Origin of the sequence: Hahella sp. CCB-MM4, from assembly GCF_002260525.1 — a bacterium.
Taxonomy (GTDB): domain Bacteria; phylum Pseudomonadota; class Gammaproteobacteria; order Pseudomonadales; family Oleiphilaceae; genus Hahella.
Genome location: NZ_MRYI01000009.1, coordinates 97647 through 118657 on the forward strand (window position 1 = coordinate 97647; position 21011 = coordinate 118657).

At 49.8% G+C, this 21011-nt stretch carries 19 protein-coding genes; 7 read left to right on the forward strand and 12 right to left on the reverse strand.

The window, feature by feature from the left end:
• Nucleotides 1–35: 35 nt before the first annotated feature.
• Nucleotides 36–1481, forward strand: a complete 1446-nt coding sequence (gene dnaB, locus BTA51_RS16300; protein WP_094709103.1) for a replicative DNA helicase — start codon at nucleotides 36–38, stop codon at nucleotides 1479–1481.
• A 68-nt stretch (nucleotides 1482–1549) separates the two neighbouring features.
• Complete coding sequence (locus tag BTA51_RS16305; protein WP_094709291.1) at nucleotides 1550–2497, forward strand: sugar nucleotide-binding protein; 948 nt, start codon at nucleotides 1550–1552, stop codon at nucleotides 2495–2497.
• A gap of 42 nt (nucleotides 2498–2539) precedes the next feature.
• On the opposite strand, the gene fnr is transcribed toward BTA51_RS16305, so the two are convergent.
• Both fnr and BTA51_RS16315 read right to left on the reverse strand, forming a co-directional pair.
• Entirely contained in the window at nucleotides 2540–3310 is a 771-nt protein-coding gene (fnr, locus tag BTA51_RS16310; protein WP_094709105.1) for a fumarate/nitrate reduction transcriptional regulator Fnr, read from the reverse strand.
• Nucleotides 3311–3379: 69 nt separating this feature from the next.
• Nucleotides 3380–4477 (reverse strand): hypothetical protein, encoded by a 1098-nt coding sequence (locus BTA51_RS16315; protein ID WP_094709107.1) that lies wholly within the window; start codon nucleotides 4475–4477, stop codon nucleotides 3380–3382.
• Between the two features lie 254 nt (nucleotides 4478–4731).
• Between BTA51_RS16315 and BTA51_RS16320 the strand changes: the two genes are divergently transcribed.
• A complete protein-coding gene (locus tag BTA51_RS16320; RefSeq protein ID WP_246841066.1) occupies nucleotides 4732–5478 on the forward strand; it encodes a 1-acyl-sn-glycerol-3-phosphate acyltransferase in 747 nt (248 codons plus the stop codon).
• 5 nt (nucleotides 5479–5483) lie between these two features.
• Here BTA51_RS16320 and BTA51_RS16325 read toward each other — a convergent pair whose 3' ends face one another.
• The 3 genes from BTA51_RS16325 to tdh all read right to left on the reverse strand — a co-directional run bounded on the left by BTA51_RS16325 (nucleotide 5484) and on the right by tdh (nucleotide 8988).
• Nucleotides 5484–6233, reverse strand: coding sequence for an ABC transporter substrate-binding protein (locus BTA51_RS16325; RefSeq protein ID WP_094709118.1), 750 nt, complete (start codon nucleotides 6231–6233; stop codon nucleotides 5484–5486).
• Nucleotides 6234–6623: 390 nt separating this feature from the next.
• A complete protein-coding gene (gene kbl / locus BTA51_RS16330) occupies nucleotides 6624–7817 on the reverse strand; it encodes a glycine C-acetyltransferase (RefSeq protein WP_094709120.1) in 1194 nt (397 codons plus the stop codon).
• A gap of 142 nt (nucleotides 7818–7959) precedes the next feature.
• Complete coding sequence (gene tdh / locus BTA51_RS16335; protein ID WP_094709295.1) at nucleotides 7960–8988, reverse strand: L-threonine 3-dehydrogenase; 1029 nt, start codon at nucleotides 8986–8988, stop codon at nucleotides 7960–7962.
• Between the two features lie 349 nt (nucleotides 8989–9337).
• On the opposite strand from tdh, the gene BTA51_RS16340 reads away from it, so the two are divergent.
• A complete protein-coding gene (locus BTA51_RS16340; RefSeq protein WP_094709122.1) occupies nucleotides 9338–12310 on the forward strand; it encodes a M14 family metallopeptidase in 2973 nt (990 codons plus the stop codon).
• 74 nt (nucleotides 12311–12384) lie between these two features.
• Here the strand turns inward: BTA51_RS16340 and tpx are convergent, their stop codons facing one another.
• The 3 genes from tpx to moaA form a co-directional block, all read right to left on the reverse strand.
• A complete protein-coding gene (gene tpx / locus BTA51_RS16345; RefSeq protein ID WP_094709124.1) occupies nucleotides 12385–12882 on the reverse strand; it encodes a thiol peroxidase in 498 nt (165 codons plus the stop codon).
• A 172-nt stretch (nucleotides 12883–13054) separates the two neighbouring features.
• Complete coding sequence (gene moaB / locus BTA51_RS16350) at nucleotides 13055–13567, reverse strand: molybdenum cofactor biosynthesis protein B (protein ID WP_094709126.1); 513 nt, start codon at nucleotides 13565–13567, stop codon at nucleotides 13055–13057.
• Nucleotides 13568–13617: 50 nt separating this feature from the next.
• The gene (gene moaA / locus BTA51_RS16355) at nucleotides 13618–14652 is read right to left on the reverse strand and encodes a GTP 3',8-cyclase MoaA (RefSeq protein ID WP_094709128.1); all 1035 of its coding nucleotides are present in this window, start codon (nucleotides 14650–14652) and stop codon (nucleotides 13618–13620) included.
• A 279-nt stretch (nucleotides 14653–14931) separates the two neighbouring features.
• Here moaA and BTA51_RS16360 point away from each other — a divergent pair, with 279 nt between their 5' ends.
• Nucleotides 14932–15516 carry an N-acetyltransferase gene (locus tag BTA51_RS16360; protein WP_094709129.1) on the forward strand — a complete coding sequence of 195 codons (585 nt, stop codon included), beginning with the start codon at nucleotides 14932–14934 and terminating at the stop codon, nucleotides 15514–15516.
• 5 nt (nucleotides 15517–15521) lie between these two features.
• Entirely contained in the window at nucleotides 15522–15971 is a 450-nt protein-coding gene (locus BTA51_RS16365; RefSeq protein WP_141215619.1) for a hypothetical protein, read from the forward strand.
• A gap of 32 nt (nucleotides 15972–16003) precedes the next feature.
• Here BTA51_RS16365 and BTA51_RS16370 read toward each other — a convergent pair whose 3' ends face one another.
• The 3 genes from BTA51_RS16370 to BTA51_RS16385 form a co-directional block, all read right to left on the reverse strand.
• A complete protein-coding gene (locus BTA51_RS16370; RefSeq protein WP_094709133.1) occupies nucleotides 16004–16807 on the reverse strand; it encodes a hypothetical protein in 804 nt (267 codons plus the stop codon).
• A gap of 344 nt (nucleotides 16808–17151) precedes the next feature.
• Nucleotides 17152–17781 (reverse strand): isochorismatase family protein, encoded by a 630-nt coding sequence (locus BTA51_RS16380; RefSeq protein ID WP_094709137.1) that lies wholly within the window; start codon nucleotides 17779–17781, stop codon nucleotides 17152–17154.
• An 18-nt stretch (nucleotides 17782–17799) separates the two neighbouring features.
• Nucleotides 17800–18477, reverse strand: coding sequence for a pirin family protein (locus BTA51_RS16385; RefSeq protein ID WP_094709139.1), 678 nt, complete (start codon nucleotides 18475–18477; stop codon nucleotides 17800–17802).
• Between the two features lie 111 nt (nucleotides 18478–18588).
• Here BTA51_RS16385 and BTA51_RS16390 point away from each other — a divergent pair, with 111 nt between their 5' ends.
• Nucleotides 18589–19482: a LysR family transcriptional regulator gene (locus BTA51_RS16390; protein ID WP_094709141.1), complete on the forward strand. Its 894-nt coding sequence runs from the start codon at nucleotides 18589–18591 to the stop codon at nucleotides 19480–19482.
• A 13-nt stretch (nucleotides 19483–19495) separates the two neighbouring features.
• Here BTA51_RS16390 and BTA51_RS16395 read toward each other — a convergent pair whose 3' ends face one another.
• Nucleotides 19496–20794, reverse strand: a complete 1299-nt coding sequence (locus BTA51_RS16395) for a nitrate/nitrite transporter (RefSeq protein ID WP_094709143.1) — start codon at nucleotides 20792–20794, stop codon at nucleotides 19496–19498.
• Between the last annotated feature and the right edge of the window lie 217 nt (nucleotides 20795–21011).

Sequence of the window (21011 nt, forward strand, 5' to 3'; positions counted from 1 at the left end):
GTGTTAAACCAATTTTCTATTGTTTACAGGTGTTCATGAAAGACATCCAGGTCGAGCAGGGCAGCAATAATGCCAGCTTTGAACAAATAAAAAATGCTTCAGGTGAAACTAAGAGCGCAGCCGCCTCTTTGAGATTACCTCCTCATTCAATTGAGGCAGAGCAGTCGCTTCTGGGAGGTTTGATGCTGGATGGTGATGCCTGGGATAAGGTATCGGAAGTTGTCAATGTCAAAGATTTTTACCGTCAGGATCATCGGCTGATATTTGGTGCCATTGAGAACCTGATCAAGTTCGATAAGTTACCGGATGCGGTGACAGTATCCGAGCAGCTGGAAACCCGCAAGGAGCTCGATAAGGTCGGCGGACTGGCCTATCTGGGGGATCTGGTGAAAAACACGCCCAGTGCCTCCAATATCAGGGCCTACGCGGAAATTATCCGTGAACGTTCTGTGCTGCGTCAGTTGATCTCGGTGGCGAATGAAATTACGGATATCTCCTACGACACGGAGGGGCGTACCAGTACTGAGATTCTTGATGAGGCTGAGCGCAAGGTATTCCAGATTGCGGAAGCACGGCCAAATCAGGGGGGGCCGGAGTCGGTCAACCCGATCATTACGAAAACCCTAAAACGGATTGATGAGCTGTTCCATTCGGACGGTGGAATCACCGGGGTCACCACGGGCTTTGCGGATCTCGATAAAAGTACTTCGGGCATGCAGCCGTCGGATTTGATTATCGTTGCCGGCCGACCTTCGATGGGGAAAACCACCTTTTCCATGAACCTGGTGGAAAACGCTTTGCTGGGGTCGGGGCTTCCAGTGCTGGTGTTCAGTATGGAGATGCCTTCTGACTCTATCGTAATGCGGATGCTTTCCTCTCTTGGCCGGATAGATCAGACTAAGGTCAGGAGCGGGAAGCTTGAAGAGGATGATTGGCCGAGACTGACCTCGGCGGTAAACATGCTTCGCGACAAGCCTTTATACATTGATGATACCGCTGCCCTCAGCCCTACTGAAATGAGATCTCGGGCGCGACGTGTGGCTAGGGATCACGACGGTAAGATTGGTCTTATCATGGTGGACTATCTTCAGTTGATGAGGGTCCCCGGGATGACCGAAGGTCGAACCGCGGAGATCTCTGAAATCTCGCGGGGACTGAAAGCCCTGGCAAAAGAGTTGAATTGCCCGGTAGTGGCACTGTCTCAGCTTAACCGTAGTCTTGAGCAGCGCCCGAACAAGCGCCCGGTCAACTCGGACTTGCGGGAATCTGGTGCGATCGAGCAGGATGCTGACGTTATCATGTTCATTTATCGGGATGAGGTGTATAACGAAGACAGTCCGGATAAAGGGATCGCTGAAATCATTATCGGTAAGCAGCGGAATGGTCCGATTGGTACTGTGCGCCTGGCATTTCTTGGTCGTTACACTAAATTTGAAGATCTGGCGCCGGACTATGACCGGTCGCGATTTGACGATGAATAATGCCAGTGTTATTGCTGGTGTTTCGTAAACGAGTTTGTCATGAATAGAAGAGAAAGTTGAGTCCTGCCGTGTCGAGTCAAGTGGTGATTTGTGTTACGGGGATTGATTTGCCCATCGGTCAGGCAATCAAGAAGCGCCTGGAGGCCAGTAACTGCCTGGTGCAGGGGGTTCAGTCGGAGCACCTTAATCTGGCCACAGATGCCCTGGTCAGAGAGTTCAGGAAGCTCGAGAAGTCACATTACATCATTAATGCGGCGGAATTAACCGATCTCGAAAAGGCTGAAAAACACCCGGATCTTGCCTATCAATACAATGTTCGAAGCTGTGAAGCTGTCATTGAAGTGGCGAAAGACTGGGGGGCGGCAGTCCTCCATCTATCAAGTTTTCAGGTGTTTGACGGGCAAAAGAAAAATCCCTACATATCGGCAAACAAGGGAAGGCCCATAAATGCCTACGGGCGAACCAAGTTGCAGAGTGAAGAATTGCTGCAGACCGGGCTGGAGAAGCATCTGATTCTGCGTTTGGGATGGCTGCTGCATACAGGCGAAGAAGGATGGATGGTGGAGTGTATGCGCCAATGGCTGGCTGATACGCCGGTATCCTGCCTATCTGATGTGGAGCTGGCGCCTACCGCGGTTGAGGATGTGGCGAGAGTTGTAGACGCCATCATCAAGCAATTGAACTGTGGTATCAGTGTCTGGGGTATCTATCACTATGCCAGTGCTGAAGCTGTTTCTCATGAGGAGCTGACCCGGGCCATCTATTATCAGGCGTACGGGCAGGATGCGCCCCAGAATCTTTTATTGTCCAGGCATATGGACAATGCGGCGCTGAATTATGTGTTGCCAAAAAACGGGGTTTTGGGGTGTATTAAGCTTCGCAATACGTTTGGAATCAAACAGTTGCCCTGGCGGCGTTATCTTCCTGCAATGGTGGAGGAGCTGGTGGACAGGGGAATGGTGAAGTCCGGTTCAGCGGCTATGTCAGACGAGGCCGAAACCACCGTAAATCGTTGATACACTGCCCTGGACTTAAAAGTCCAGGGATGGTAATTCTTGTCAGGCGAGGCTGCCTGATCGCTTGTGTTCAGAGCATTTCACGTCTTTCAGCATCGCTTGCAGGCCTTCCAGGTCAGTGATGTGAACATCTCTTCCCTGTACCTGTATGAGTTCCTGCTGTTGGAAGCGTGTCAGAACCCGGCTCACCGTTTCGACGGCCAGTCCCAGATAGTTGGCAATGTCGCTTCTTGGCATAGGAAGCTTAAAGTCCGTATCGGACAACTTGCGCCGACGGAAGCGGCTGGAAAGGGACAGCAGCAATGAGGCTATACGTTCTTCCGCAGTGTTCTTGCTCAAGAGCATGGTGAGCTGCCGGCTTTCCTGGATTTCCTTGCTCATTAGAGAGAAGAAATGATGCTGCAACTTTGGGATTTGGGCGGATAGCTCTTCAAACTTGGCCAGTGGGATTTCGCAGACGGTTGTGCGTTCAAGGGCCACGGCTGAGCAGGAGTATTCATCCATGCTGACGCTGTCCAGGCCGATCATTTCGCCGGGTAGGTAAAACCCTGTAACCTGTTCTTCTCCATCTTCAGAGACTGTGAACGTCTTTATCGCTCCGCTCCTAACCGCGAAGCAGGATTTAAACGGCGTCTGTTGCTCAAAAATGTAGTCACCGCGAGACAAAATGCGACCTTGTCGGATGATCTCCTCAAGGCGATCAATGTCGTCTGCTTCAACCGCAATCGGTATACAAAGTTTGCTCAGGCTGCACTCATGACAGCCGTGATTTATCGAAAAGGACGAAGATGTTCGTATCCGTTTCGTATCCATAAACCATCTCCCACTGTGGAAAGTCTAGGATAGCGGAATGGGGCTAAAAAGAGAATCGCTGTTCGTGGTTTAATACAGCTCCGTAATGAGTTTTTGAACCCTTTTTATCGGTAGCTTCCCGGAGTCCAAAATCTGGTAATACTCTGTGAGTCCATGAGTGTTATAGAACTCCAGGTTTGAGGTGTAGGACTTGGCTCCAAGGCCAATGCCTTTTACCAGGTGGGAGGTCGTGCTGTTCCAATTCTGGGATACATAGAATGAGTCTGTCATGGGGCTGTACAACGCCTCCAGAAGATCCTGCTTTATACTGAATATCTGATCGTCAGGCACGCCGGCAACTTCTCCATTTGCTACAGAACTCGGACGCAGTAATAGCACGGCATCCGGTGCAGCAGATATGATGTCTGCCAGATTTGAAGACAAGTCATCTGAGATTTCTTCAGCAAGGTAGAGCCTTAAAAGCACCTTGCTGATGCCATAGTTTCTGATGAGTTTGATCCAGTCCTTCAATTCTGAGAGAGGGAAGCCAAAATTGGTAATTCCCGGATCATTAATGCAGACGGTATTGATCCCCAGGCCCACCAATAATGCCAGCAGGTCATCAGATTTGGGGGGCGTGTCAAGTTCAGCCACCAGTTGTGTGGACGGGCTGTTGACGCCGCTAAAGGCCCGGTTAATGAAAAACATCAGCTGTGTCAGCTCGCTGTCTGACAGGAAATGCACCAGATCACCGTCCCAGTGCATATAGGAGAGGCGAATCTCTTCCGATAATATGCCGCGTAATATCTGAATTTCCTTGACCATATAGTCAATGTAACGTTGCAGTGCGATAGGGCTCTGGTAGACGCTCCTGAGCTTTTGTATCTGGATCTCGGTGTATTGTTGACGGGGATCCTGATGCCAGCCCGGCAATTGGAAACTCAATGCCAGGTTGGTTGGGGAGCCCGAGCGCTCACATTCTCTGAGCAGCCATTGAGAACTGGCTGACTCCAGATGTGAAAGTGGCAGCTCACGGCTCTGGAGAAACGCTCTGGGGGGAGTATTTAGCAGAAAAGGCCATTGAGCGTGAACATCCAACTCCATATGGGAAACTGCCCGAAAGTCCCTGAAGGTTCTCCGGTGGATCGCTTCGTCCAGATATAATGTGCGTTGGTCTCCTGAATACATTGATTCCTGATCGCCTGCTTTTTCCGTTGTATTGGGCTCAAGTGTACGCTGACAAGTGGAGAACCTATTGACGTCCGTCAAATTGGGAGTCTGTGCAATTTGACGGACGTCAATTCACTGATGTGACGTGATTTATTGCGGGGGTAAGCCAAGCCTTGCTATTCTTGGCATCCCCGATGAAAGTCCCTCAAAGCTGTAAGGCTTTGTTGCACGATATTTGTTCATTGTTCTCCCATACAGGATATTGCTCCGAAGTGCTGATAATTACTGTTTTTCGATCTGCTCTCTTTTACATCGGCTATGCCTTTGGCGTCATGCTGGTTGGTATTGTTAGTTTTGGCCTGGGTGCCTTTGTCGATTTCGAGAAACGCTACTACATAGTCTCCAGGTTCAATGTATTTACTATCTGGTGGGCAAAGATCACTTGTGGGCTGAAATATGAGATAGAGGGAAGGGAGAATATCCCCAATCAGGCCTGTGTTGTGGTCAGTAACCACCAGAGCGCTTGGGAAACCTATTTGTTAGGTATCATATTTCGCCCCCAGGCGACGGTTCTGAAGCAGGAATTGATCAAAATTCCATTCTTCGGCTGGGCGTTGAAAAAGGTTATGCCGATTGCGCTGGACCGAAGTAAACCGGCATTGGCACTGAAGCAGTTGTTGAAGCAGGGCAAAGAGCGCCTTGCAGATGGGCTTTGGGTTGTGATATATCCTGAAGGGACGCGTATCCGGAAGGGGAAATTCGGCCGGTACAATAAGGGCGGAACCTATCTGGCTTGTGCTGCCGGAGTGCCCTTGTTACCCATTGCTCATAATGCAGGGACCTGTTGGCCCGTAGAAAGCATGTTGAAGTCGCCGGGGGTGATTAAAGTGGTCATAGGTGAGCCAATCCCCACAGAAGGGCGTTCGCGTGATGAAGTTCATCATGATATGGAACAGTGGATCCGGTCTCATGTCCGGGCCATGCCGGGAGGAGATGCCTGGCCGGAAAACCAGGCATAATCGGTTTACCGGTAACGGTCTTCTATCGATTTAAGCTCTCCGGAAGCCCGGATTTTTTCTAACTCTGAGTTCAGTTTATTGACGACAGCGTCAGGAGTGTCCTTGTTGACGGCCAGGTAAAGCTGGGTTTCCTTCACTGTGAATACCGGCTTCAGGCCACGGACGCCGTTCTGCAGAGCATAGTAGGGGCCGGATACAGGACCTGAGATCCACAAGTCAATCTGGCCGTTTTCCAGTCGTTTAGGGTTCAGATTGTCTTTGTCCAGGCTGGAGGTCTTGAAGCCGTTCTCAATCAGCCATTGCTCACGCACATCCCCTTTGTAAGCCCCGATCAAATATTTTTTCGCTTCATCAACGCTGTTAATGACAATATCTGACCCTGGCTTCGCATATAGAACCCAACCATCGGAGGCAATAGGGCCGACCCATTTGAACAGCGGTTTGCGTTCTTCGGTAAGAGTTGTGCCGAATACTCCCCGGTATTCTTTACGCTGCGTGTAGTTATAGGCATAGTTCCACTGGCGCAGCTTCATGGTGTAGGGAATTTTGGCATTTTTAAAAATCAGCTTGACCACTTCAGTAATCAGGCCGGTAATACCTTCTTCCTTATGCTCGTATTCCGCATCACTGACACTCATGTTGTACGGCGGAAAGTTCTCTGTCACAAGGTTAAAGGTGGGTGTTTCAGCCTGCGTGGTCCAGGTTGCCAGCAGTAAGATCAGCGCTGATAGCAAACTAATGGATCTCGACGCCATAATAACTCCTCGGGAAAAAGTGTTTATATAGTTTTTCTGTACCCAGTATTACTAAGAATACTAGCCCCCCTCGCTCGATTTGCCAGATCCATTGGTACATTATTTGATCAATTTGAGTGATGCTGCCATCAGTATCCTGCTTATTCAGATCCATCTGATGGTGCTTCGAAGACTGAGTTCGTCATGTCTCAGTGGTGGAGCAGGGCCGTAAGTTAACGACCCTTCTGTTTGCCAGCCATATGGGTGGAGAACCCGATTTGCTTATGGCCAACGAAGCGGAATTTCCTAGTTTTTCAATTGTGAATTGTGATGAATTGTCGCCCGTTATGGTCGTAGGATTTTGTTATTTTTTGTTTTCAGTCCTGATTATCATCACAACTCAGCTTAGTTTTAGCCTATTCCCAGTTCCTCTTTCACAGCCTTGAACTGTTCAACGACATATTCCAGGTCCTCACGACTATGAGCTGCCGAAATCTGGGTACGTATACGGGCTTTTCCCTGAGGGACCACCGGATATGAGAAGGCTACGACGTATATCCCCTTTTGCAGCATTTTGTCAGCAAACTCACCTGCGAGTTTGGCATCATACAGCATGATGGGAACAATGGAATGTTCTCCAGGAAGTATATCGAAGCCGATTTTGCCCATTTCATCCCTGAAATACTGGGTATTTTCGGCAAGTTTGTCGCGTAGTTCAGTACTTGCCGTTAACAGATCAATTGCTTTGATCGCTCCGGCAACGACAGGGGGCGCAACAGTATTGGAGAACAGGTAGGGGCGTGACCGTTGTCTCAGTAATTCAACGATTTCCTTACGCCCGCTCGTATAACCGCCGCTGGCGCCTCCCAGTGCTTTACCCAGGGTGCCGGTGGTGATGTCTATACGGTCCATGCAGTTCCGAAACTCATGGGTTCCGCGCCCGGTAGCGCCGACAAAACCGGTGGCATGACAGTCGTCGAAGTGAACCAGTGCCTGGTATTTCTCTGCCAGATCACAGACTTTATCCAATTGGGCGATATAGCCGTCCATGGAAAATACACCGTCAGTGGTGATCAGCTTGAAACGGGCACCGGCCTCGGTGGCTTCGATCAACTTCTGTTCCAGATCTGCCATGTTGTTGTTTTCATAGCGAAAACGTTTGGCTTTGCAAAGTCTGATACCGTCAATAATGCTGGCGTGATTGAGGGCGTCTGAAATAACTGCATCCTCTGGTCCCAGAAGAGTTTCAAACAGGCCGCCATTGGCATCAAAGCAAGACGGGTAGAGGATAGTATCCTCTGTCCCCAGAAAATCTGTCAGTTTGTGCTCAAGGGCTTTATGGATGGATTGGGTGCCGCAAATGAAGCGCACGGATGCCATCCCGTATCCCCATTCCTTCAGTCCATCCATTGCTGCCTGATTGACTTCTGGATGCTGTGCCAGACCAAGGTAGTTGTTGGCGCACATGTTGATCACTTCCTGTCCGCTGGAGACACCGACATGTGATCCCTGGGGGGAGGTGATTTCACGCTCCTGTTTGTATAAGCCTGCGTTTTTGATGCCTTCCAGTTCCGTCTGGAGATGCTGTTTAAAACTACCGTACATATCTGTCCCTCAATCCTAAGCGCTATGCTACTAGCGACATGTTTATTCTATCGGGAGCACCAATAGCAGGTGCCCCATGCTTGTTCAAATGAGAGCAATTTCGCAATTGCTCCATGATTCACCAAGCCGAATCGGGCTGACGTTATTCTGACCAGGTCAATATCACCTTGCTGGCCTCACCGGCCTTCATGGCGTCGAAGCCTTGCTGGAATTCCGTAAAATGCAGACGGTGGGAGATCACGGGATCGATATTCAGACCACAATCCACCATGACAGACATTTTGTACCAGGTTTCGTACATTTCCCGGCCATATATTCCTTTAATGGTCAGCATGTTGAATATCACCGTATTCCAATCGATGGCCATTTCCTTGTCAGGAATGCCGAGCATGGCGATTTTGCCACCATGGCACATGGACGTGAGCATTTCCTGGAAGGCTGTCGGATTGCCTGACATTTCCAGGCCAATATCGAATCCTTCCCGCATACCAAGTTCTTTCTGAACGTCTGCCAGTTTCTCTGTACGGACATCAACGGTTCTGGTCGCGCCTAACTTGCTTGCCGTTTCCAGTCGCTTGGGGTTGATATCCGTGATCACCACATGACGTGCACCGGCATGTCGGCACACCGCCGCGGCCATGGCACCTATAGGACCTGCGCCGGTGATGAGGACATCTTCACCCAAGAGATCAAACTGAAGGGCGGTATGTACCGCGTTTCCTAAGGGGTCAAACAGGGAAGCAATGTCGAGATCAATGCCTTCGTGGTGTTCCCACACGTTGGACATGGGTAACACGACATATTCAGCGAATGCTCCGGGACGGTTAACGCCGATACCACTGGTATGCGCACACAGATGTCTGCGGCCGGCCATACAGTTTCGGCAGCGGCCACAGACGACATGGCCTTCTCCCGAGACAATCTGGCCCGGATGGAAATCGTTAACGTTGGATCCCACTTCGACAATTTCACCGACAAATTCGTGACCGACGATCATGGGAACCGGAATCGTCTTCTGGGCCCAGTTATCCCAGTTATAGATATGGAGGTCAGTACCGCATATAGCGGTCTTCTTCACTTTAATCAGCACATCATTAATGCCGACGGCAGGGCGAGGGACTTCCTCAAGCCAAAGGCCTTCTTTGGCTTCGCGCTTGACCAGGGCTTGCATGGTGTTCATTGGGTCACCTCGAATGTCTGATCGTTATTGTTCTGGACACGGGGTCATTCTCTGACCCTACTTTAAAGCCCATTATAGGCAATTGGAATGGTTGCCTATTCAGCAATAAATCCTAGTCGTTTGCCCTTAAGTAATTGTACCTATCATGACTTTACAAAAAATTAATGCGGGTAAAGAATGATCATTCACCTTTTAACGGCGTTAATAAATACAACAAAACAAGTTGTCCGGTAATAACGATCGATAAGGGTGGCTAGTCTCGAGAGCTTAAGGAAAAGCAGTACTCTTTCCTGTTGTTAAGCTGTGGTCCGAGGAAACCTCATTAAGAAGGAACTCAGCAATGAATCAAATAAAATGGTTAGGCTTCCTGAGCCTGTTTCTACCCGCACTTGCCATGGCAAAAAATCAATTGGACATGGCATTCATCGAAGTCGATTCCTTTGAAGCCTCCCAAAAGCTCAGCCAAATGAATCTGGATATTGCGAACGTCAGGGATTTAAGCACTGACAAGGGGCGCAAACTCCGATACGAAGTTGTGCTGTCTGCCAAAGACAAGGCCAAACTCGCCAAGGCTGGAATCAAATGGAATGCCGTTGTTGCCCAAGCGCAAGCCCAAGCTCGCAGCTTTTCCATTGCCAGCGTCAGCGATACGGTTTATCACAGTTTTGATGAGCCTGAATTGGGTATCAAAGACTCACTGTATAAAATGGCGGAGGACTATCCGGATCTGGTATCCCTGTACAGCATCGGCGAGACCGTGCAGGGCCGTCCAATGATCATGGTCAAAGTCGGCAAGAAAGGCTGGTGGGACCGCTGGTTTGACCGCGGTCCGGTACTTAAGGAACACGGTGACCGCAGCCACAGCTTCGGATTCAAACCGGAAGTTCTTTATGTCGCCACGCACCATGCTCGTGAGTGGGTTGCTACTCAGATGGCGATGCGTTACCTGAAATACCTGCTGGAAAACTACGGAAAAGATGAACGGGTCACAAAGCTTCTTGATACCGTAGATCAGTGGGTCATGCCGGTTGGAAACCCAGACGGTTACGAATACACCTTTACCGATGAACGTCTGTGGCGGAAAAACCTGGCAGACAATGATGATGACGGTGTTATTACCCAGTTGGATGGTGTCGACCTGAACCGTAACTTCTCCCAGAACTGGGGATTGGATGACGAAGGTTCAAGCCCGATTATTTCTGATGCGACCTACCGTGGCCCAGAGCCGGAGAGTGAGCCGGAGTCCAGAGCCCTGGTGAAATTCATCAAGCGCCATGACTTCAAATTCATCATTTCCTATCATACCTACAGCAACCTGATTCTTTACCCTTGGGGCTGGCAGGTACAGACGCCATCGTTTGATGATCCGATATTCCTGGCTCAGGCGGGTACTGACGAAAATCCGGCGATCTATGACAGCATTATGGAGAAGGGATATGATCCCGGCGTCAGCGCTGATCTCTATACCACCAACGGTGAGTTTACTGACTACACCTACGGTGTGCTCGGTATTCCTTCTTACACCGTTGAGCTGACTCCAGGAGAGGACAAAGAAGGGAACTTCTACGGCTTCGAATTTCCTGATGACGAAGGCATGGTCCAGACCGTATTTGAAGACAACCTGGAGTTTGCCCTGTCCCTGGCGGAAAGTGCGAAGACACCTAACAAGCCTGTATCTCCCGTGGGTATCAGTGCGGATGACATCTATCATGATGCGCTGACCAACTCCTGGGGTTCCAAACAGAAAGTAGACATTCTGGCCCAGAAATATGTTGCCCCATGGACCCGTCTGGTTTATCAGGTTGACGGAGGCCGTTGGCAGCTGGGTAACTTCAAGCCTCGCAAAGGGAAAACCTATAACACTGAGAAGGGCACTTATTACTCCCGTTATGAAGCCACGATTCGTGGTCAGAATACCGGCAGTGAGGTGACCTACTACATTTGGTCTCCCTGGAAAAAACTGGGGCCTTATACCTACACAGTGGAGCAGGCAACCAGCGCGGATGTGCTGATCATTGCGGCTGAAGACTATACCGGTGAATACCCTGTCTACGACAACAACACCGCTCCCAACTACCTGTCATACTACACCGATGCTCTGGATGGAGCGGGTTACAGCTATGACGTGTGGAATGTGGACGAGCGTCTGGCAGCACCTGATTACCGCGAGATTCTCAGCCATTATGACGCTGTTATCTGGTATACGGGTGATGACTATGCCTCGACTCAACCGAGCTTCGATATTCATGAAGATATGAAACTGGCGATCAGGGATTACCTGAACTATTACGATGGCAAGCTGTTGGCTACCGGCCAGGGACTTTCCCAGCTGTCGACCGTATTTGGAAATTATTCAGATGATTTCTTCCAGTACTATCTGGGATCGTTTATTCATCTTGAATCCAGCGGCGTAGATGGCGATGGCAATCCATATTCAATCGAAGGCGTTGCCGGTGATCCGTTGATGGATGGTCTGCTGCTGGAGCTCAATGGAGCTGAAAGTGCAGGCAACCAGACAAACAACGATTCCTTCCTGGCCAGCAGTGGATTCCTGTCAAGCTATGACCAGCAGATTGGTGCGACCTATGTACGTCCCGGCGGCGGATTTGGTCCAACCTCCGGTGAATACTATGTGTACAGCGGCCAGGCAGACCAAAGCTACAAGCGTCTGGGTGGAACCTTCGTTGTACCGGCGGACAATCCAACTCTGACCTTCAACATGGCGTATGAGACCGAGGCTGACTGGGACTTTGCGTTTGTGGAAATCTCCGTTGCAGGTTCCGGCAAATGGACCACGCTTCCTGAAGTGGGTGGTGCAACGACCCGGAACACCGGATCAAGCTGTACTTCCGATTGGGTGAGCCAGCTTCATCCGTTCCTGGCGAACTACATGGATGCTGATTGTAACCCAACCGGTGCTACAGGTGAGTGGCATTCCCTGGAAGGCAGCAGCGCAGGCTTCAAGAAGTTGAGCTTTGACCTTTCTGCCTACGCAGGTCAGTCTGTGGAGCTATACATCTCCTACGCTTCTGACTGGGGTACTCAGGGTCTGGGCATCTTCGTGGATGATGTGCAACTGGGTAATGAGCCGGCAGAAGACTTTGAGACGGATCTCGGTAGCTGGCAGGCAACTGGACCTGAAGGAACCTTCAATATCAATAACTGGGAGCGCAAGCTCGGTGAAGGCTTTGTGGATGGACCTGTCCTCCGCAGTGACGACACCGTATACCTCGGTTTTGGTTTGGAAGGTGTCAACGGTTTCGACAACCGTGTTGAACTGTTGAATCGCAGCCTGAAATACCTGGGTCTGTAATTCACCGGATTCAATAAATCTGCCACAAAAAAGCCGGCACATGTGCCGGCTTTATCTTTTCAGAATCAAGCTACTTAAAGCTTCGCCAGAGCCGCTTCATAATCCGGCTCATCCGCAATTTCGGCCACCTGTTCGGTATGAAGTACATTGCCGGATTCATCAATGACTACAACAGCTCGTGAAAGCACGCCGGTGAGGGGACCGCTGGTGATCAGTACGCCATAGTCCCTGCCAAAATCCGGGGATCGGAATACCGAGGCGGTTTCAACATTGCTTATGCCTTCCGCTCCACAGAAACGTCCGAAAGCGAATGGAAGATCTGCTGATACGCACAGCACTTTGGTGTTGTTCATGGCAGAAGCTTTCTCATTGAACTTTCTTACCGAGGTGGCACATGTCGGGGTGTCGACACTGGGAAAGATGTTCAATACCAACCTGGAACCAGCGTATTGAGATAGATGAACCTCGGACAGATCACTTTTGACGAGGCTGAAGTCCGGAGCCTTGCTGCCGACTTCCGGCAGTTCTCCGATAGTCTGGACAGGGTTACCTTTGAGGGTGATGGTTGCCATGCAGAACTCTCCTTGATGAGGGATGGATAGAGGTGATAACTCTAGAGCGTGTTAAGGTTTCCTGCAACGCTCGTGTTGGACCACCGCCCGTTCCCGGCACAACTTTCGTCACCCGTTGGAAAATCGCTATTTCAAATTTGGTTTGGCCGCTATTTGAAAGCTGCCCTGAGCTTTATTTCATAAACAGTAGACCTGCCAGATTGCAGGGGCCCTGTCGGCTATCAAGCTGCTTTTGCAGTATTTCATCCCAGGCCAGTTTGCAGGCACCTGTGGAGCCGGGCAGGCAGAATATGGCCGTGTTGTTGGCTAGTCCTCCTACGGCGCGGGATTGAATCGTGGAAGTGCCGATATCGTCATAGGATAGTTGACGAAACAGTTCGCCAAAGCCATCCATGGTTTTATCGAATAGTGGAATCAGTGCTTCAGGTGTACTGTCCCTGGCAGTAAAACCGGTGCCTCCGGTTACCAGGATCACCTGAACTTCCGGATCGGCGATCCACGCGGATACCATGGCCCGGATCTGGTAGATATCGTCTTTCACCAGCAACCGGTCGGCAAAAAGATGACCGGCATCCTGCAAGGCTTCACAAAGGTACTTTCCTGAGGTGTCAGTATCCCGGTTGCGGGTGTCGGATACTGTCAGGACCGCAATTTTCAGGGGCTGGAATTCTTGACTGGCTTTCATGGCTGTTTATCCAATTCTGGTTTCATAATGGTTGGGGGCATATTCAGTCACTATCCACCGATAGATGCAAGATGACGTGTCGATCCTGTATAGCCATCATGCAGTGCGTGCCCTGATTTTTTAATCGGCAGGCTTTGCCGTATCGCCCTGATTGTTCCGACCACATCGCCTTGTAACAGGTAAGGGCGCAGATCTACCTGGCTGTCACCGAACAGGCATAAATGTAACTTCCCCTCAGACGAAACCCGCAGGCGGTTGCAGGTGGCGCAGAAGTCTTTGCTGTAGGGCATGATCAGTCCGATATTCCCTTTGTAATCCGGATGGCTGAACTCTTTGGCAGGCCCGGCAAACCGGTCACGTTGTTTCTCCGTCCAGCCTTGCTCCATCAGTCGACTTTTAATGGACTCGCCGGTAATACGGTTTTCCCTGAAGAACACCCGGTTATCACTGGTTTCCATAAGCTCGATAAAACGAACAGTGACCGGCATGTGTTTCACCCAATCCACAAACCGTTCCAGCTGGTCCACATTGAACTGCTGTAGCAATACAGCATTGATCTTGATGTTTGAGTATCCGAGTTCGATGGCCCTATCGATCCCTGCCAGAACCTTTGGCAGGATGTCGTGGCCTGTAATTCGTGAAAACTGGGCCGCATCCAGGCTATCGACACTAACGTTGATGGCGTCTAAACCAGCCTGTTTCCAGGATGCGATCTTTTGCTTCAGGTTGTAGCCGTTAGTGGTGAGTGCGACTTTCTGAATTCCAGGGGGGGACTTAGCCATGGCTATCAGCGTATCCAGATCCCGTCTCGTTGCCGGCTCTCCCCCGGTGAGTCTGACTTTCCGGGTTCCCAGAGCACTGAAAGCCTGCAACAGGGTATCTATTTCCACCTGATTCAGAGGCAGTGGTTTACTGACGTTCTGGTAGCCGTTCGGCAGGCAGTAGTTGCAACGGAAATTGCAGATCTCGGTCACCGACAGGCGCAGGTACTGAAAGCGCCTGCCATAGGTATCCTCCAATGTCGGATACGCCTGGCCGGCCTCTGCAGTGCCCGATTGCACCACCGCACTCGGGTAATTCGGCATAACAATCTCCGCTAATAGCAACTGGTATGAACTGGAATCATTGTAGAGAAACGATGGCAACAGTCGGCTTGATCTTTATCAAATCCCGTCAGTACAGCGGGAGGCAGAAGGGGTATTCCTTTATGGGTAGTTGAAGGGGAAATGAGTTGATAAAAACCTTCTATTGGAAGAGAAGATTGACAATCTGGAACATATGAATCTATCTATTTGAATAGGCTATCCGGATCGAGCTGTCCTGGCGATTGGCCACAATCAGCAATGAATGGCATGGAGGGGAATATGAAAATAGAAGCAGCCAATAAAGAAGACGCCGGAGAATTGGCTTACCTGATTAATCTGGCGGGAGAAGGGTTCCCTGAACTCCTGTGGTCGGGAATGGTTGAGGGATCAGAAACGCCTCTGCAAGTTGGCGCCAAACGTGCCGCACGGGAGGAAGGCGGATTCAGCTACACAAATGCCAAAGTCATCAGGATAGAGGAAGATATTGCCGGGATGGTGATCTCCTACAAATTGGATGATCCTTATGATATTGGCGATCTTGCCGATTACCCTGAGCCAGTAAGATCTTTGATTCAACTGGAAGCAAAAGTTCCGGGAAGTTGGTATATCAATGCCATTGCGACCCATGAAAACTACCGTGGCCGGGGGATTGCCACTAAATTGATGGCGGATGCTGAAATGCAGGCCAGGGAGCATGGGGCTAACACAATGAGCCTGATTGTTTCATCAGAGAATCGCCTGGCAAGAAGCCTGTATCTCAATATGGAATACAGGATAGTGTCTTCGTTACCTGTGGCGTCCCATCTCAGTTTCATACATGGTGGTATATGGGAACTGATGGTTAAGCCAGTACCAAATGAGTAGTGTTGGTGAGATCTGAGGGACATATTGATGAAATGCCAGTCAGGGTGGAGGATGTCGCTATAGATTCCATAACAATGCGCGAAGAACTCATTAAAGCTTTCCCGTCGCTTGCTGAAAGGGGACTGTCAGAAGTCTATATTGAAAACCATCCCGATATTATGTGGGATATTCCAGAAATTTCGCTCGACCGGGCCGTACCCCTTTATATGCTATGGTGCGTAGATCACATGAAGGAGGAGGGAAGTCTCGTGTTCGACAACACCATTAGTGCATTGAATAAATACGCCAGGGTAAAGAATCATACTGCGAATGATCAGAACTTCAGATTTCTATGTGACCACAATCAGATCGAAGTCGTCAGAACTTTTCTCAGATGGTGCAGGGATAGTTTGGTGTTGGACTATGAGCCAATGCTTTCCCGTGCTATCAGGAACTGGGATAGTGATGGTGGATAATTCGTCGTAATTTTCAGGTCTGATAGCTGCCATCAATAATCGTTGAATTTACTACTCATTTCTCCCTCTGCGAGTTCGCTCTCATTGGAGGGCCTGAAATGGAAGAAATTGTTTAACAGCCCTCTGTCGCTCAGCTTCCTGATCAGCTTCTCAAGTCGGGCTTCAATCTTGTCTCCCTTCTTGCCTTTCGGCAGCACAATATGCCCGTCATAGGTTCTGAAGTGTTGTTTCTTGATTCCAGTGATTTTCAGTTCTCGAATGATAGAATCAATCTCCTTTTCAGCAAACAGAACACCATCAATCCATCCTGCATGAAGTCTTTTAACGATACATGTCAGGCAGGAGGATTCTTCAACCGGAAACGGAAATACCTTGGTGTGAGCTGAGTCCGTGGCGATCTTTATGGAGCCTGGTAACTGATTCTTTTGCAGGTCATTGACGGTTAGCGTGGAATCTTCTCGTGTGTATAAAGCAAAGCGGACTTCATCGATTTTAAATCGACTAAGACGGACATTATCAAATCCAATGTCATCGGTATTTAACATGGGTAACTGAAAGTCTGCCCAGCCCGAACTAACGTCCATGATTGAGCGTTTGAAAGGGGCAATGATAAAGGTGATATCACACTCTTCATCCTGTTCATTCAGCTGCTTTACGAACTCAGTCAGGATGCCAGACTGGTTTCTTTCGGCCAGGCCAGGGAGTTCTGCTATTGAGGCGACAAGCTTCTGTGCCTGAACTTCAGATGTGGTGATCAGTGAGCTGAAGGTGACTAATAAGGCAAGGAAACATTTTAAGGCCATGTAATGGCGATGTTCTTGGCTAAATCGTTTCATCTTTGGGCTCCTGGCTATTATCGTTGATTGGTATCAGTTGATTGGCACTAGTTGAAGGATCTTGCCGTTGCTCAAGTTTGCTTTCTGTTGGAGGTAAAAAGCTTAAGTGAGCGTAGAAACAGAGGCATTATGAGATAGGTCATGAGAATCACGATGGCAGCAACGGACAACATGACGACAAAAAAATGGTTGTCCGGAATTAACCTTTCGAACACGGGCGGAATAAAATACACCAGAGGGAGTAACCCTAAGAAAGTTAAGAAGGCGTTTATATGTCTGGATGCAGTTTTCATCGGAATGAATCTCTTTGAAACAGGCCCGGATTTTCATCCGGGCTCAATGAATTAGCTTTGGTCTGAGGCGGTTAAGAAGCTGTTGTAAACCCAGCTATATGACGTGTGCTCCCCTAATACGCCACCGAGTTCGAAGCCTTTTTCACTTCTCCAGTCGTGCATGATTTCCGCCAGTACTGAAGCCCATGTGGATACCTTGACACCGGCTTGAGACATACGGTGAAGGCTGGCTTCCTGAACGGTTTTATTCCAGGTGCCGGATGCATCGACTACTGCGTAAACGTCGTATCCTTCTGCCACAGCAGAGATTGCCGGGAACATCAAACACACATCGGTGACAATGCCGGCCATGATGATTTTCTTTCTACCGGTGGCTTCAATGGCAGCTTTGAAGTCTGGATTATCCCAGGCATTGATTTCTCCCGGACGTTCAATGACCTCATTGCCCAGGATGTCGAGAATATCCGGCATGATTGGACCGTTGGGACCTTGCGGCATACTGGCCGTCACAACGCTGGGTAAATCTACGGTTTTAGCCAACTGGCAAAGCCCACGGATGTTAGCCTTAAGCAAGTGAGGCTCCTGATCTCGGCAACTCACCAGCAGGCCGGTTTGGTGGTCAATCATTGCGAGGACTGCGTTGTCTTTTGTCAATCGCTCTGCATATTTTGAAGTAGTCATTTTTTTTCTCCGGTGAATTCAGTTTGCTTCGTAGATCACAATTAACTGGCTATCGGACTGCGCGCTGATATTCAGCTCATTGCCTCGAATCAGGTCGCCGTCGTTTACTTCCTTGCCATTGATGGTTAAAGATCCGCCTGTGACATAGATCATCGCTTCATGCTCGATGGCCAACTCTTCCTTCTCTCCCAGGCGAGCGATATCGATGTGTGTTTTGCTATCAAAAGTGTTTACTTGGGGTGAGTCTCCTCCATAGATGGTTGTCACTGTAGAGTCCTCCGGACGGTAGGTTTTATAGCCCGCGCGTCCACCAGATTTGTCTGGGAGTACCCACAGCTGGATCATCCTGTTTTCATTGGCTTCAGGGTTGATTTCGTTGTGGGTGAACCCTTCGCTTCCAGCGCGCTGGACTTGTATATCTCCGGCTTCAAGTGCTTGCCCGTTTTGTAACGATCCTTCGTGAGATAATTTCCCTTCGACCATCACTGAAATGACGTCAACCTCACGATGGCCATGCATGCTGGTTTCGCCGAATGGGACAAAGCGTGCGTCAGCCAGATAAACAAAGTTGCCAATCCCGTCCCAGGCATGTGGGCCCTGATGAACTCCAAAAGCCTTGGAGCCTTTGACGAGTTGATGCTCCCGAACGCCTTGGAAGCCCCCTTTGGGGAGTGAATCTCTGTGCAGAATCTTCATATTTCACACCTGAAATGTTTGATGACTTGGTATGAGGAACATGTTATTTGTTGCAAATATTGAGATATATATGCGGTTTGATAATTCACTGTTCCGTATGGGGTAACAATAATGCGGGATCTGAACGATATTCTGGTTTTTGTAAATGTGATTGAGGCGGGGTCGTTCAGCGCAGCTGCTGAACGCTTGGGCTTACCAAAGTCGAATATCAGCCGAAAGGTTTCCCGGCTTGAGAATGAGCTTGGAATAAGGCTGATCGAGAGAACGACCCGAACACTTCATTTGACGGAGGCCGGGAGAATGTACTTTGATCATGCCGTTCGAATTAAGGATGAGCTGGATTATGCTGAGGCCTCAATCAGCCAAATGAAAGGAACCCCCAGAGGCCTGATTAGGGTGGCGGCATCCGTCACAGTGGGGCAGCAAATTATCAAGCCCGAACTTTCGGGTTTCATGCGCAAATATCCCGATATTCGGATAGATCTGGAGCTTTCAAATCGGCGAGTTGATATTGTGAGTGAAGGGATTGATTTAGCGATCAGGGTGGGGGAGCTTAAAGATTCGTCTCTTGTGGCTAAATATCTGGGCACTGCACGGCTTCTGCTCTATGCCAGTCCTGAATACCTGGCTGGCCATGCGGCTGTGGAAACTCCCGGAAACCTGCTGGACCATTCATGTCTGCATATGAGTGCTGTCGGTTCAAAAGCTATTTGGCGTTTGAATTCTGGCTCTCAACAGGAAATTATTGAAATAGAACCGATATTATCGGTTGAGGATTTCGATGCTATTGCCGATGCCGCATTAGGTGGCCTGGGAGTGGCATTGTTACCGCACTACATTGGAGATTCTTTGGTGACCAAAGGACTCCTCAAACCGGTATTGCCGGGTTGGGAGATGGAATCCAAAAGGTTTTATGCTGTATATCCGAGCCATCGTGGAGCCACGCCAAAGCTCAGGGTATTTCTGGAGTATTTCTACGAGAGAATCAAAACCCGGTTGGGGTAATCCGTACTGAGCCTCAATCTTCTTCCAAAAAGTTATGCTCAATCGCCTGCTGAACCCTGCGCCTTTGCCGTTCAGCTTCATTGGCAAAATGCATCACAATCATACAGCCGGCAAGCACGCCGTACAGCACCATAAAGCAGGCGGAGAAAATGTTCATGAAGTCGACGGCGATACCGAATATCACGGGCAGGGTAAAGCCGCCAACCGCGCCTAGTGTAGCAACGGTGCCTCCAGCGCTTCCCATGTGATTTGGATAATAGTCATGGATGATTTTATAGACCGACGCGCGTCCGAAGCCCTGGGCGATACCGATAATATTAATCAGCACGGTAAACAGGGTCAGGTTGATTCCCAGGCTGAGCTGCACATCATGGGTGATGCCATGAATGGTCATGCTGGTGCGGGGGTAGCTGAGGAAAAACAGGCACACCAGGCAAATCCAGAAAACGCTCCAGTTTACCGCCCGTCCGCCGTAGCGGTCAGCAAACCATCCTCCCAGAGCTCTGACGATGCTGGAGGTTGAAACGAATACCAGAGTGAACAGCATGGCCTGGGGCTGACTCAGTTGATAAGCCTCAACATAGTAGTGAGGAAGCCACATCAGCAAAGCCAGGAAGCTGCCGAAGACAAAATAGTAATAGAGGCTGAAACGCCATATCTGCAAATGCTTCAGAGGTGCCAGCTGATCCTGCAGGACAACGGTTTTCTGTGACTGCATATAGCGGGTTTCTTCTGGAGCGATCAGCATGAATACGACAATCATCACCAGCATGCCGATCCCGTAAAGAGGACCAACATGGCTTTCTCCCCAGTACTGGATAATCAGCGGAGCCAATACCAGCGTAATGGCGGCACCAGCGTTGCCGGCACCGAAAACCCCGAGGGCAAACCCCTGCTGACGTCTCTCAAACCATGGTGTGACATAACGAATGCCAATCGTGAAAGATACTCCGGATACTCCCAGCAACATGCCCGCAGAGATGTATTCGAGGTAACTCTCCATCCAGGGCAGGGCAAAAAGTACTGGGACAACAATGAGCATTTGCCAGAGGAACAGGCGGCGGCAGGAATAGCGTTCGCTGAGAATGCCGGCGGGGAACCTCAATAGCGCTCCCGTAAACATCGGGGAGGCCAGCAGCAGGCCAAACTCTGTGGCGCTCAGCTGTAGCTCTTCACGCAGGTTAAGTCCCAGGACGGCATACAGTGTCCATACTGAAAAGTTGGCGGCGAATGCAAGAGTCGCAGCCGCCAGTGCCCGCTGGCCGAGCCTTTCTGTATAGAGAATTTCGCTGGAGTTTGCTCTTTGCGTCATTAGTTCATATTAGCCTGAGCCTTTCGATGTGTTCAGCATAACCAGTATTTTTGTGTTCCAAACCCCCATGCCTCCATTGCCTCTAGGTTTCCCCTTTTGCAGGGCGGAAATACCACCTTGGAGGTAGTCCGTCAGTAATATCGCGAGGTTATGGGAAATTTCTTATTTCCCATAAGGGGTAGGTCCCCGAAAGAGGTTAAAAATTGAACATGTGACG